Annotated in this window: 15 protein-coding genes; 6 read left to right on the plus strand and 9 right to left on the minus strand. The window is 48.0% G+C overall.

Going from position 1 to position 13,728, the window contains the following annotated elements; genetic code table 11:
• The 6 genes from EQY_RS0108720 to pabC all read right to left on the minus strand — a co-directional run.
• A partial coding sequence (locus EQY_RS0108720) for a PTS transporter subunit EIIC (RefSeq protein ID WP_000475695.1) occupies positions 1-903 on the minus strand: 903 nt, incomplete at its 3' end.
• A 292-nt stretch (positions 904-1,195) separates the two neighbouring features.
• Positions 1,196-1,993, minus strand: coding sequence for a metal-dependent hydrolase (locus EQY_RS0108725; RefSeq protein WP_000480284.1), 798 nt, complete (start codon positions 1,991-1,993; stop codon positions 1,196-1,198).
• Between the two features lie 10 nt (positions 1,994-2,003).
• Complete coding sequence (gene holB / locus EQY_RS0108730) at positions 2,004-3,008, minus strand: DNA polymerase III subunit delta' (RefSeq protein ID WP_001267910.1); 1,005 nt, start codon at positions 3,006-3,008, stop codon at positions 2,004-2,006.
• The gene (tmk, locus tag EQY_RS0108735) at positions 3,005-3,646 is read right to left on the minus strand and encodes a dTMP kinase (RefSeq protein WP_001257008.1); all 642 of its coding nucleotides are present in this window, start codon (positions 3,644-3,646) and stop codon (positions 3,005-3,007) included. Before tmk ends, holB begins: the two co-directional genes overlap by 4 nt.
• Positions 3,636-4,658, minus strand: a complete 1,023-nt coding sequence (gene yceG / locus EQY_RS0108740) for a cell division protein YceG (RefSeq protein ID WP_000756884.1) — start codon at positions 4,656-4,658, stop codon at positions 3,636-3,638. Before yceG ends, tmk begins: the two co-directional genes overlap by 11 nt.
• 2 nt (positions 4,659-4,660) lie before the next feature.
• Positions 4,661-5,470, minus strand: coding sequence for an aminodeoxychorismate lyase (gene pabC / locus EQY_RS0108745; protein ID WP_000478694.1), 810 nt, complete (start codon positions 5,468-5,470; stop codon positions 4,661-4,663).
• 356 nt (positions 5,471-5,826) lie between these two features.
• Here pabC and EQY_RS0108750 point away from each other — a divergent pair, with 356 nt between their 5' ends.
• From EQY_RS0108750 to EQY_RS0108775, 6 genes are all read left to right on the plus strand, one after another.
• Positions 5,827-6,360, plus strand: a complete 534-nt coding sequence (locus EQY_RS0108750; RefSeq protein WP_000669543.1) for a fimbrial protein — start codon at positions 5,827-5,829, stop codon at positions 6,358-6,360.
• Positions 6,361-6,435: 75 nt separating this feature from the next.
• Positions 6,436-7,113, plus strand: a complete 678-nt coding sequence (locus EQY_RS0108755) for a fimbria/pilus periplasmic chaperone (RefSeq protein WP_000778187.1) — start codon at positions 6,436-6,438, stop codon at positions 7,111-7,113.
• 29 nt (positions 7,114-7,142) lie between these two features.
• Positions 7,143-9,716: a fimbria/pilus outer membrane usher protein gene (locus EQY_RS0108760; RefSeq protein ID WP_000098584.1), complete on the plus strand. Its 2,574-nt coding sequence runs from the start codon at positions 7,143-7,145 to the stop codon at positions 9,714-9,716.
• A 28-nt stretch (positions 9,717-9,744) separates the two neighbouring features.
• A complete protein-coding gene (locus EQY_RS0108765; protein WP_001041736.1) occupies positions 9,745-10,740 on the plus strand; it encodes a fimbrial protein in 996 nt (331 codons plus the stop codon).
• A 9-nt stretch (positions 10,741-10,749) separates the two neighbouring features.
• A complete protein-coding gene (locus EQY_RS0108770; RefSeq protein WP_001021712.1) occupies positions 10,750-11,271 on the plus strand; it encodes a fimbrial protein in 522 nt (173 codons plus the stop codon).
• Between the two features lie 14 nt (positions 11,272-11,285).
• The gene (locus tag EQY_RS0108775) at positions 11,286-11,813 is read left to right on the plus strand and encodes a fimbrial protein (RefSeq protein ID WP_000632672.1); all 528 of its coding nucleotides are present in this window, start codon (positions 11,286-11,288) and stop codon (positions 11,811-11,813) included.
• Between the two features lie 58 nt (positions 11,814-11,871).
• On the opposite strand, the gene fabF is transcribed toward EQY_RS0108775, so the two are convergent.
• The 3 genes from fabF to EQY_RS24445 form a co-directional block, all read right to left on the minus strand.
• Positions 11,872-13,113: a beta-ketoacyl-ACP synthase II gene (gene fabF / locus EQY_RS0108780; protein ID WP_000044680.1), complete on the minus strand. Its 1,242-nt coding sequence runs from the start codon at positions 13,111-13,113 to the stop codon at positions 11,872-11,874.
• Between the two features lie 89 nt (positions 13,114-13,202).
• A complete protein-coding gene (gene acpP, locus EQY_RS0108785) occupies positions 13,203-13,439 on the minus strand; it encodes an acyl carrier protein (protein WP_000103754.1) in 237 nt (78 codons plus the stop codon).
• Positions 13,440-13,649: 210 nt separating this feature from the next.
• On the minus strand, positions 13,650-13,728 hold a 79-nt coding region (locus EQY_RS24445; RefSeq protein WP_138984112.1), incomplete at its 5' end, for an SDR family oxidoreductase.

Below are 13,728 nucleotides of genomic sequence, written 5' to 3' on the forward strand. Positions count from 1 at the left end.
CTCGATCGGCTCGGTGATACCGGTCAGGAACGAGGTCAACGCAGCGGAGATCATGATACCGCCAACTTTAGCGCGGTTTTCTGGTTTAGCAGAGTGCCAGATAGCAATCGCAGCTGCCGGCAGACCGTACATTTTGAACAGGAAGCCGCCAGACAGTTTACCCGCAGTCGGGTCACCCGCCATATAACGCGGAATATCGCCGTGGAAAACCTGACCTGCTGCGTTGGTGTATTCACCAATCTGCATCTGGAAAGGTACGTTCCAGATATGGTGCAGACCAAACGGCACCAGACAACGTTCGATGAAGCCGTAAATACCAAACGCAACTACCGGGTTCTGGTAAGCAGCCCACTGGGAGAAGGTCTGGATTGCGGAACCAATCGGCGGCCAAATGAAGGACAGCACAACGCCAGTAAAGATGGCAGCCAAACCAGAAATGATCGGTACAAAGCGTTTACCGGCAAAGAAGCCAAGATACTCAGGCAGCTTAATACGGTAGAAACGGTTAAACATGTACGCTGCAATCGCACCGGAGATGATCCCCCCAAGTACGCCAGTATCCGCCAGATGTTTAGCGGCAATTTCTTCAGCAGGTAAATGCAGTACCAGCGGCGCGACCACAGCCATGGTTTTTACCATGATGCCATAGGCAACAACTGCGGCAAGAGCGGATACGCCATCGTTATTGGTAAAGCCAAGGGCGACACCGATCGCAAAAATAAGTGGCATGTTTGCAAAGACGGAACCGCCTGCTTCTGCCATAACATGCGATACAACGGCTGGCAGCCAGCTGAAATTCGCGGAACCGACGCCCAGCAGAATACCTGCGATAGGCAGTACGGATACCGGCAGCATCAGCGATTTACCGACCTTTTGCAGGTTAGCAAATGCATTCTTAAACATAATTGAGAGTGCTCCTGAGTATGGGTGCTTTTTACGTTCTCACGCGTGGCAAGGGGGGAGAACCTTGCCGTGTACAGGGCATCTAAGCGCCCTTTATTTATTACACAGAGTAAAATAATTCAGTGTCGATTTGTTTGACGGCTATCACGTTTCAACTTCAGGTCTTTAGCGAAGTTGCACATTTTGACAAAACATATGTCAAGATATTACAAACATGGTTAGCCACCGCCCAATTTGCGGCGGTGAACTTTACTCGTTTTAACCATTAATTACGAGCTTAAAAAAAATTCATTCAACTGATGGACTGAAGGCGGGAAGCGTCGATGTGAAACAGACGGGCGAAGTTATCGGTGGTTACCTGCGCCAGTTCTTCAACGGCAACACCTTTCAACACAGCCATGTATTCTGCAACGTCACGAACCATTGCAGGTTGATTCTCTTTTCCTCGATGTGGCACTGGCGCCAGGTAAGGCGAATCAGTTTCCACCAGGAGTCGATCCAGCGGGACATAACGCGCGGCATCGCGCAGTTGTTCCGCATTACGGAAGGTCACAATGCCGGAAAAGGAGATGTAAAATCCGAGATCCAGTAACTTGCCCGCCGTTTCTTTGTCCTCTGTAAAACAGTGTAGTACGCCACCACAATCCGTCACTTTTTCTTCGCGCAGAATAGCCAGCGTATCGGCGCGGGCGTCACGCGTATGGACGATAACCGGCTTGTTCAGTTCGCGACCAATCTGGATATGGTGAATAAAGGATTCTTGCTGACGGACTTTTGTTTCCGGCGTGTAATAATAATCCAGCCCGGTTTCACCCAGCGCAACAACGCCCTCTTCTGTTGCCAGACGGCGTAAATCTTCCACATCGTAGGGATCATTCTGATTGAGCGGATGCACGCCGCAAGAAAAAACGACGTTGTCACGTTCGCCGACCAGATCCCGCATATGCAGGTAACCGGGCAATGTCGTGGCGACCGCCAGACAAAATTTCACATCGCGCGCAGCGGCTTTCGCCAGAACGTCATCCACGTCCTTGTGCAAAGATTCATAATTCAGACCATCGAGATGGCAGTGTGAGTCGACTAAAAACATAATGTCTCTCTTAAAGATGAGGAACCGGTAACACAACACCCGGTTGCAGGTAATGCTCAATACGCAGTAAAAGATCGGTGATGACAAGCTCGCGGTTTACGCCTGTGACAGAAATTAACTGCTCACGACTTTGGCAAACATCCCCCAGTATAGCCTGCAGGCGAGAGGGAGAAAGCTGGTTTGCCAGTGCGGTGACAACACCAGGAACATCAACATTGGTGACTTGTGAAGCGCCATAATGGCGTTTGAGCGCATCCATCAACAAAGTTGCCAGCCAGTGCAGACGCGCCGGAGCTTGTTCGTGGTTCAGTGCCGACAACATCGAATACCAGTCACCCGATTGCACGCTGTGTGCCAATGCCTGACAAAGTATCTCACGTGCCTGCCAGGTATCTCCCTGAAACAGCCCCAACGCCGCGCCAGGCGAACCGGCGCTCAGACGCAATGCGGTTATTATGGCCTCTTGTGACATTGTCACTTCACGCGCAAGCCAGCTCACTGCGTACTGTTCTGGCGGCGGTGCAAGGTAATGTAAGCGACAACGGCTGCGCAGTGTTGCCAGTAAGCGTTCAAGTTCTCGTGTAGCGAGGAAAAACCAGGTTTCCGCTGGCGGCTCTTCCAGCGTTTTCAGCAAGGCATTGGCAGCAGCATCGGTCAGCAAGGCGGCATCAGTGACCCAGACAACTTTCGCACCGCCTAATCGTGCGTGTTCATTCAGCTTTTCAGTGACTTCACGCACGGCATCAATGCCCAGAGCATTCTTCCCTTTTTCGGGAGCAAGAGTGTAATAATCGGGATGCGTCCCCGCCTGCATCAACTGGCATCCGCGACAATGACCACAACTTTTGTGCCCCTGCGGTTGTTGGCAAAGTAAATAACGGCTAAGAGCGTAGATTAAGGCATCATCGCCCATGCCAGGTAATGCCTGAATCAGTAGCGCATGGTGACCCCTTCCGGCCTGATAGCTGGCTACCAGTTTTTCGAAATCAGGTCGTAACCATGGATACCATCTCATTCGCCCTGCTCCTTAACCCAGTGAGTCACGGTGGTGCGAATCGCGTCCATGACGGCTTCCAGCGATTGTGTTGCATCAATAGTGTGAATGCTTTTATCTTGTGCAGCCAGTTCCAGATAGCGGGCGCGGGTGCGATTAAAGAAATCAAAAGACTCTTGCTCAATGCGATCCAGCTCGCCGCGCGCGCGCGCGCGCTTAAGGCCGACTTCTGGGGTAACATCGAGATAGAGCGTTAAATCAGGGCGAAAATCCCCAAGAACGGCATCACGCAACGTTGCCAGCATATGCTGGTCAATACCACGACCACCGCCCTGATACGCCTGAGTGGAGAGATCGTGGCGATCGCCAATCACCCAGGTGCCGTTTGCCAGTGCCGGTTTGATGACGGTTTCTACCAGCTGTACACGCGCGGCATAAAACATCAGCACTTCGGCTTTATCGGTAATAACTTCATCGCCTACCGATTTGATATCCAGCACCAGGCTTCTTAACTTTTCGGCAAGTTGCGTACCGCCAGGTTCCCGAGTGAAAACCATGTCGCGGATACCCAGTTGCTCAAGCGTCTCAACCACCACGTTGCGTGCGGTGGTTTTGCCTGCGCCTTCCAGCCCTTCAATGACGATATACTTACTGCGCATTTTTTTCCTTAAGCACTTTCAGATAATCCTGCACAGACTTGTTATGACTGGCAAGATTGGTATTAAACGTGTGACCACCTTTACCATCGGCCACAAAATAGAGATACGGCGTTTTTGCCGGATGCGCAGCAGCCTTCAGCGAATCAGCCCCCGGCGTAGCAATCGCGCCTGGCGGCAAACCGGTAATGGTGTAGGTGTTATACGCTGTTGGCGTTTCCAGATCTGCACGAGAAAGTTTGCCATTATAACGCTCTCCCATCCCGTAAATCACCGTCGGGTCGGTCTGCAGGCGCATACCAATGCGTAAACGGTTGATAAAGACCGAGGCAACCTGATCTCGCTCACTGGCAACGGCGGTTTCTTTTTCGATAATTGATGCCATCGTCACCAGCTGGTTTTTATCTTTATAAGGTAGACCGTCCGCACGCCCTTCCCAGGCGCTATCAACCGCTTTCACCATTTTCTTGTGTGCTCGCTTGAGTAACGCAACATCGGTGGTATTGGCGGTATACATCCAGGTGTCTGGCCAGAACCAGCCTTCAATCCACTCCGGTTTTTCCAGCTCCAGCGCCTGTGCCACGGTGGTATATTTATCGTCGCTCAGCGTGTGCTTGACATACGGTGCCTCACGCAATTGTTTGAGGTAATCGCTCAGACGCATCCCTTCCACCAGGCGTAGTGGAAACTGTGCTTCTTTACCGCTTTCCAGCAATTTCAGCATCTCACGCACAGTCATCTGCGGTGTAAAGCGGTAAGTTCCGGCTTTGAAGTGAGAAAGATCCGGTTCGATACGCAGCAGCCATTGAAATACCCGTGGGCGATTGATGATCTTATCGGCATAAAGCTGTTCACCGAGCGCCAGACGTCCGGTTCCCGGTTTGAGGGTAAATATCGTCTCTTCTTTAATAAGTAATTTGCTGTCGGCGAGATGGCGAACCTTCCAGACGCCCACACCAGCGGCGATACCCAGTACCACCAGCAATAACAAGACAATCAATAACACTTTTTTCATGACTAATTCGGGTGCTCACAAAGTGGGGCTAAATATTCATATAGCGTTGTTGACGAAAAGGAGGCTTCGCCACAGGCACGCACGGGAATCACTGGCATCAACGCATTACAGACTACCATCTCATCTGCCTGCATCACCTCCTCCAGCGAGGCTTGTACTTCGACAAGCTGATAAGAGGATTGTGCCAGTAAACCGATGCAGAATTGTCGCATAATGCCGTTGACACCAGCCTGATCCAGACGCGGCGTATAAACTACGTTGCCCTTGCGCCAGAACAAATTAGCCGCACAGCATTCCGTAACCCACCCATCGCTGTCAAGAACCAGCGCCTCATCGGCGTTTGTCTGCTCAAGATGAGAGCGGATCAGTACTTGCTCAAGCCGATTAAGATGTTTAATTCCTGCGAGATAAGGATTACGTCCAAGGCGTACTGGACTTAGCGCCAGAGTAATACCTTCCCGCCGCCAGCGGGTGTAATGTTCAGGAAAGGGGGAGACAGATAAAATGCGCCCAGGCGATTCGCAGTGGGCGATGCTATATCCTCGACCACCACTGCCGCGAGTGATAATAACTTTTAAAACGCCACGCTCAGCTTGTCGTGCCAGACTTTGCATCTCATCTTCCAGTATAGACCAGTCGGAATAAGGAATGCTTAAACGGGAGCAGGCTTCACGTAAACGTGTTAAATGCGCGGTCAAGAGTACTACCTGCCCACGGTTTATCACAGCCGTTGTAAAACATCCATCACCGAACTGTATGCTCCTGTCACAAGCCGGTAACTCATTGTTACATTTTCCATTAATTAAAAACATTCACTTCCCCAATAAACAAAGAAATACAATAAATTATTTTAGCTTCTATGTTCAAATTTATCTGTTCACTGGCCTCTTTTTGATTGCCCAAAGATATTTATACGACAGCACACATTTAAATCATCAATATGATTGTACAACCCCCCCAGCAATCCTCACAAACTTCACCACCAATCATACGCAATACGAATCAATTAAGTATGCCTAAAAACATATTTAAGTAAAAATAAGGTGTTTAACGTTTCGTGCTTTAATATTATATTTTTTCCTGAGGAATTTAAAATTCACTGGAGTGATGGCAGTGCCTTAGTACTGTCAAAGTAAGCATATTTGCTGCAATCTCAAGGATAATGTAAATGAAATTCAAACTAGCCGCTCTGGTTTTAGTAACAACCGCTGGTCTTAGCTCTGTCGCCTCTGCAGATGATGGTAAAATAAATTTTATTGGAGATATCATTGAATCAGGCTGTGAAGTTAACAGTACGCTGTCATCTCCAATGACAGTGAAATTAGGCACAATTGCTAAAACAGCTTTTAACGCTACGGCTGGGACTACTGCTGCAAATACCAAATTTACACTGGTATTAAAAAATTGCCCGAATGAGCTCAAAAATGTTGCTGTTAAATACGATGGTACTCCGGATCAGATCAATCAGGATGCTTTACAAGTTACTGATTACGGTACAACCGGTGTAGCAAAAGGTGTTGCAATTCAGCTCATGAATTCTTCCGGTAGCGTGCTGCCTCTCGGTACTGAATCCGATAGCACGGCTCTCAATAGCACTGGCGACACTAACCTGGACTTCTTTGCACGTTATATCGCTACAGAAGATACCATAGCGGTTGGTAGTGCAAATGGTACTGTGAACTTTACGTTAGCGTATAACTAAGATACGCCTGATTTTAATATAATTACGTCAGGTAAAACCTGAGTTACTCGGTTTTACCTTTTAAAGGTTTTTGAGATGAAATTATCGACTTATTTTCTTGCTACTGCATTGTTATTATCCAACTCTGTTGCACAGGCGGGTGTCATTGTTGGAGGAACACGAGTTATTTATAACGGCGATAAAAAAGAAACGTCTCTGCACCTGAAAAATCCGGATAAATCCTCCTACCTTATTCAATCATGGGTCGATGGAGATCCGCAAACCAACGCCAAAGCCCCTTTTATTATTACCCCCCCTCTGTTCCGCCTGGGCGCCACTGAAGAAAATGCGTTGCGCATTATTCGCGCTGGCGGCAATCTGCCGACAGATCGCGAAACGATGTACTGGATGAATATTAAAACGATACCTGCAACTGAAAAGCAGGAAAATGTCAACACCTTGCAAATTGCCATTAAAACGCGAATTAAATTGATTTATCGACCACATGAGATTTCGTCCACATTACCAGAACAAGTCGTGAAAAATTTGACCTGGCGACGTAGCGGACAGCAAATCACTGTCACCAACCCAACTGCTTACTATATGAACTTCAGTCAGGTCAAGATTGGCGGAAAAGCATTACCTGATGCCACATATGTTGCTCCTATGAGTAGTGCGACATTTCAAATTCCAGCCAACACAACAGGAAATGTAAGCTGGACAATCATCAGTGATTACGGTGCAGCAGGCGACGTACACAACGCTTCTTTGTAAGACGTCATTTAACTGCATAAGGATGTGTAATGAGTTCAAGAATCAATAAAAAGAAAATGATACGGAACAAAATTGCCTGTTTCGTTGCTCTGCAATGCGCCCTGTCTCTCGCCTCATCGGCATATGCACGCGAATATTTTAACCCCGCATTACTGGGAATCGACGGCCCTGGCTCAGGTATTTCAGATCTTAGCGTTTTTGAAGAGGGTGTCGGTCAGATTCCTGGAACCTATCGTGTTGACGTTTACCTAAACAAAATGTCGCTGGGTACACACGATATTACTTTCAGTATGCAGAAAGACCTTCAGGGTCAGAACATATTGCAACCATGCATATCGGTGGAAAAATTAAAGCAATTTGGTGTTCGTACCGAGTTATTCCCGCAACTGATCAATAATGAAGGCTGCGCCAATCTCGCGGCAATTCCGATGGCCTCGGCAAAACTCATTTTTAACCGTCAGCAGCTAATGGTGGAAATACCTCAAGCGGCAGTCGAAGCGAAACCGCGTGGATACGTGGCGCCTGAAAATCTGGATGAAGGAATAAATGCGTTACTGCTGAACTACAATTTCACCGGTGCTAATACAAAATCGCGTGATAGCAATTCATCTGATTCTGACAGCTATTATCTTAATCTCCTTCCTGGATTAAATATCGGGCCATGGCGCTTACGTAATTACAGTACCTGGAGTCGTAACACTTTTGGTAGTGATACCCAGAACAACTGGGATTCTCTGTATACCTATGCCCAGCGAAATATCATTTCGCTCAAGAGCCAGCTCACGCTTGGAGAAAGCTCTTCTCCGTCAGATATGTTTGATAGCGTTCCGTTTCGCGGTGTGCAGCTAGCTTCTGATGACGATATGTTACCTGACAGTATGCGTGGTTATGCACCTGTTGTACGCGGAATCGCCAGAACCAATGCGCAGGTTATTGTTAAACAAAATGGTTATACCATTTATCAAACTTATGTTTCGCCAGGCGCATTTGAAATCACGGATATGTATCCGACCGGAAGTAGCGGCGATCTGGACGTAACGGTCAAAGAAGCGGATGGCAGTGAACAGCACCAGGTTGTTCCCTTTGCATCGCTCCCCGTGTTGCAACGTGAAGGCCGCCTGAAATATAGCGTGACCAGCGGAAAATACCGCTCTTATGACAGTCGTGTTGATAAAGAGTATTTCACGCAAGCAACTGCCATATATGGCCTGCCCGTTGGATTTACCTTATATGGCGGTGGGCAATTCTCGCAACATTATCAATCATTAATTTTCGGTATGGGTAAAAACTTGGGTGAAATGGGCGCCTTATCTATCGATACCGCCCAGGCCTGGTCCCAACAGCAGGAACAAGAGAAAACCAGCGGTCAGTCAGTACGGGTACGCTATAGTAAAAACATTCTCGCCACCGGGACTAACGTTTCTATCGCGGGCTACCGCTATTCCACATCGGGTTATTATTCACTACAAGAAACGCTCGACACCTGGCGTGAAAATAATCAAAACATGCCAGAACGGCGGCGTAATCGAGCGGAGTTCCTGCTTAACCAAAATCTTGGACAGAATGCTGGTTCAGTATCGCTTAATGCCATTAGCGAAGATTACTGGAACAGCGATCGACAAATGCGTTCTGTTGGCGTTGGCTACAGTAATAGCTGGAGCGGCATGACTTACAGCCTGAATTACAGTTATAACCGTAATACCAACGACAATAGTAATTACCGCGACAATAATACAACGCGTAATAAGTACTACAATAGCGATCAGATTTTCTCATTTAATATCAATATTCCATTAAATCGCTGGTTGAATAACAGTTGGGCGAGCTACAGTCTGAATACCAGTAAACACGGCGATACCAGTCATTCTGTAGGCATGAATGGTTCTGCGCTTGACGATCAGAACCTCAACTGGAATATTCAGGAAAGTGAAACGGATCACGGTGTAGGTAATGGCGGTTATGCCAGCCTGGACTATCAGGGAACCTATGGTCGCGTCAATGCTGCGTACAGTTATGACCAGAACCAGCACCGGGTGAACTATGGTATTGATGGGGGTATTGTTGTTCATGCCAATGGCATCACACTAAGCCAGTCCCTGGGAGAAACCACTGCACTGGTTGAAGCGCCAGGTGCCAGCGGTGTAAATATCAGTAACCAGACAGGTGTAAACACCGACTTTCGTGGCTACACGATCGTTCCTTATATCAGCCCCTATCGTGAAAACACTATTTCACTTAACACTGAAGCATTACCTGAAAATGCAGATGTTGAGCTCTCCTCACGTACAGTAACGCCGACACGTGGCGCTATCGCGCGAGCAAACTTTAATATTCGCGTAGGTAATCGTGTATTAATGATGCTGGATAAACCATCGGGAGAAGCAATACCTTTCGGAGCCATTGTCACCCTGCTTAACAGTGAAAATGCAAACAGCTTTATCGTCGGCGATAACGGACAAGTCTATATGACAGGTATGCCAGACAGTGGTGTACTCGCTGTTAAATGGGGAAACGATGCGCACCAAAATTGCCGGGTTGAATTCAACGTCACTCAACAGCAATCGACAAATAGTGTATTAGAGAGCCATGGAAGGTGCGAATAAATTGAGCCAGAAAAGAGGAAACAATGCTATGAATAAACAAAGGGTAATCATCTTTCTTATCTCAGGCATTGCATCACTGCCGTTAACAACAACAGCATCGCAATTTCAGACTGATACTGCACAGGTAGTCACTTACCCTCATGATTTTTCAACGTGGAGCATACCAACGAGTGTAGGTGGAACAACCTGGTTTGATGACTGGAATAAATTTTATTGGATCAATATCGCGTCCGGAGGTTCTGGCAGTGCATATGCCGATCTTACAGTAAATGGGACGGTGGTCGGAACAACGGGCGACGGAGCAACCATATATCAAACTAGCAATCCAGGTATTGGCATTGCATATCAACTCAATTTTTCAACCCCAACAGATACCACACCAAATTTGGCGAAAGCAGCACCTCACACGCTGACTTTCCCGGAAGGTTTAAGCAAGAGTGGTTACATACACATCAAGTATGAATTAGTTCGTCTTACAGAGCAGATACCGCCAGGACCTCTTGTCGCTGTTCGTGACGTCACATTAAATTATCACAACCCGCCGGGAAGCACTTATTCGGATAAATCATTTCTTGCACGCTCGGGAGTTTCTTCGCAGCCTACCATGACGCCATGCACGATAAATGCCCCAAAAGAAGTGAATCTTACAACACTTTATGGCGGTAATGCAGTCAGTGGGGCACAACTGGCTACGCCAATACCTACGATAACATTAACAAATTGTCCGGGCGCAATTACGGGTATCTCTTACAAATTTAGCGCCTTATACGGAACTCACGGCTCGGTGGATGGCGTGATGAACGGTGAGACCGGAACCGGTTATGCGCAAGGCGTATATGTGCAATTTCAAAACCCCGATGGAAGCGGATTCGATCAGTTTAACAATAACTTTGCATTGAATTATATCGGCTCAGGTGATTATACAATACCCGAATATAAAGTAGCTTATTACATTGACGATGTTAATAACATAACCACCGGCCAGGTAAAATCCGCATTGCAATTTACTGTACAATATAATTAAGGAAAAATGATGAATATAATATGGAAGCGTAAGTTTATAATATTTGTTATCGCCAGCAGTCTTCTGGGGGCTTCCTCCGTTAATGCGGTAGATATCAATATTAATGGATTAGTACTGGCATCTCCGTGCGTCGTTAATGGTGGGAATAGTGCCGTGAATGTAAATATTGGCGATAATATTCAGGCGGATTCTCTTTCGGCTGCGGGAAGCGCATCCACCTGGAAAGACTTCTCTTTGCAATTAACCAATTGCCCACTCTCAACCTCCAGCTTTAGCGTCGCTTTCTCTGGTACGCCGGACGGTGATATTGCCACAAACTACGCCAATACTGGTTCAGCAACTAATCTCTCTCTTGAGCTCACTACGCAGGATGGTTCTACAACGTTGGGTAATGGTTCATCAATCAATAATACCCCTATTCCTGGTTCTCACGCCTATGACCTTCAGCTTCGTACGCGGGCTGTATCGAAAGGAAATGTGATGCCTGGTTCAATCACCGGCCTGGTTCAGGCAACATTTACTTATCAGTAACAGGTGCTAGCGCCATGATTACTCAACGAAGTGCCACAATTTTTACCTTACTGGTAACGCTCTGGCCTTTATGTGCATTTCACTCTGCCCAAGCGGCTGATATTAACATTAATGGCACGGTGGTAGCATCAGCATGCGTCATAGACACACAAACGAAGGATCAAACTGTCAGCTTTGAGCAGGCGCGAGCCGTTAATTACGACACGGTCGGCCATACCAGTGAGTGGCAGAACTTTAGTCTGAATTTATCTTCTTGCCCTGCATCAACAAGCAGTGTTACAGCGTTGTTTACCGGGGAAAGCGATCTTGTTGACCAGACGAAGTTCGCGAATACACTTGGGGATGCCACCGGGATGGCGCTGCAGATTATGACGGATGACCACATAACGGAAATAAGCCCGGATGGTAAAATGACGGTAAACGTCGACAAGGCCAGTAGAAAAGCGACCTTCCCACTTGCTGCACGGATGTATACACCTACCGGTACGGTCACGGCTGGTGAATTCCATACTGTTGTGCAGTTTACGTTTACTTATCAATAAGTTGACGTAAAAAAAGCGAAACACATTGTGTTTCGCTTTTTAACTATCTACTTAAGGATTAAACGCGTTTAAAGATCAACGAACCGTTAGTACCTCCAAAGCCGAAGGAGTTACACAGGGTATACTCCATTCCGCTGACCTGACGCGCTTCGTGCGGTACGAAATCCAGATCGCAACCTTCATCCGGGTTATCCAGGTTGATGGTCGGTGGAACAGCCTGATCGCGCAGCGCCAGGATGGAGTAGATAGACTCTACCGCCCCCGCCGCACCTAACAGGTGACCGGTCATGGATTTCGTGGAGCTTACCAGCACACGGCTTGCAGCTTCACCGAAGATGGTTTTCACTGCCTGTGCTTCGGCTTTATCGCCAGCAGGCGTTGAAGTACCGTGCGCGTTAACGTAGCCAATCTGGCTCGCTTCAATACCTGCATCACGCAGAGCATTTGCCATTGCCAGAGCTGCGCCTGCGCCATTTTCCGGCGGCGACGTCATATGATAGGCATCGCTGCTCATACCAAAGCCGACGAGTTCAGCGTAAATTTTCGCACCGCGTTTTTTCGCGTGTTCGTACTCTTCGAGCACCAGCATACCGGCACCATCGCCCAGTACGAAACCATCACGCTCTTTATCCCACGGGCGGCTAGCCGCTTGCGGGTTATCATTGCGGGTAGATAATGCACGTGCCGCGCCGAAACCGCCAACGCCCAGCGGCGTACTGGCTTTCTCTGCGCCACCTGCAACCATCACGTCAGCATCGCCATACGCGATAATACGCGCAGCATGACCAATGTTGTGCACGCCGGAAGTACAGGCAGTCGCGATAGAGATGCTTGGGCCACGCAGGCCATACATGATAGTCAGATGACCTGCCACCATGTTCACAATCGTTGACGGAACGAAGAATGGGCTGATCTTACGTGGACCACCGTTCATCAGAGATGTGTGGTTTTCTTCGATCAGTCCGAGGCCGCCTATCCCGGAGCCAATTGCGGCACCAATGCGGGTTGCGTTCTCTTCCGTTATTTCAAGGCCAGAATCCTGCATGGCCTGAACGCCAGCGACAATTCCATATTGAATGAAGGCATCCATCTTGCGCTGTTCTTTGCGCGAGATAATGTCCTCACAGTTAAAATCCTTTACTAAGCCAGCAAATTTCGTTGCATAGGCGCTAGTATCGAAATGGTCGATTAGGCTGATGCCACTCTGACCGGCAAGCAGAGCTTTCCAGGTAGACTCTACGGTATTGCCGACAGGAGACAACATGCCCAGTCCGGTCACAACTACACGACGCTTAGACACGTTTGTCCTCCAGGGAGGGAAAAAAAATGATTCTAGTGGGACAAAAAGATAAAACTCAGGCGGTCGAACGACCGCCTGGAGATGTTCACTTACGCCTGGTGGCCGTTGATGTAATCAATGGCAGCCTGAACGGTGGTGATTTTCTCAGCTTCTTCGTCCGGAATCTCAGTATCAAACTCTTCTTCCAGAGCCATTACCAGCTCAACGGTGTCAAGAGAATCCGCGCCCAGGTCTTCAACGAAAGAAGCATTGTTGGTAACTTCTTCCTGCTTAACGCCCAGCTGTTCGCCGATAATTTTCTTAACGCGTTCTTCGATAGTGCTCATACTCTTAAATTTCCTATCAAAACTCGCTTTCGCGATGGTTTTCGTAGTGTATAAAATGTTGAAAAATTTGCAACTAAATCCCGGCAGGTCTTACCACGATTTTACGTTATTTTGAGGCCATACCCCCCAACAACGCAAATCATTTTGCACTAATTATTACTCATAACCACGCAGACTGCGCGCAACATGAGCATTTTGTGCAAATCGCGGTCAGACCATGTACATCCCGCCGTTCACATGCAAAGTTTCACCCGTGATGTAAGCTGCTTCGTCGGATGCCAGGAATGCA

It is taken from the genome of Escherichia sp. TW14182 (assembly GCF_000208525.1).
Lineage (GTDB): Bacteria > Pseudomonadota > Gammaproteobacteria > Enterobacterales > Enterobacteriaceae > Escherichia > Escherichia ruysiae.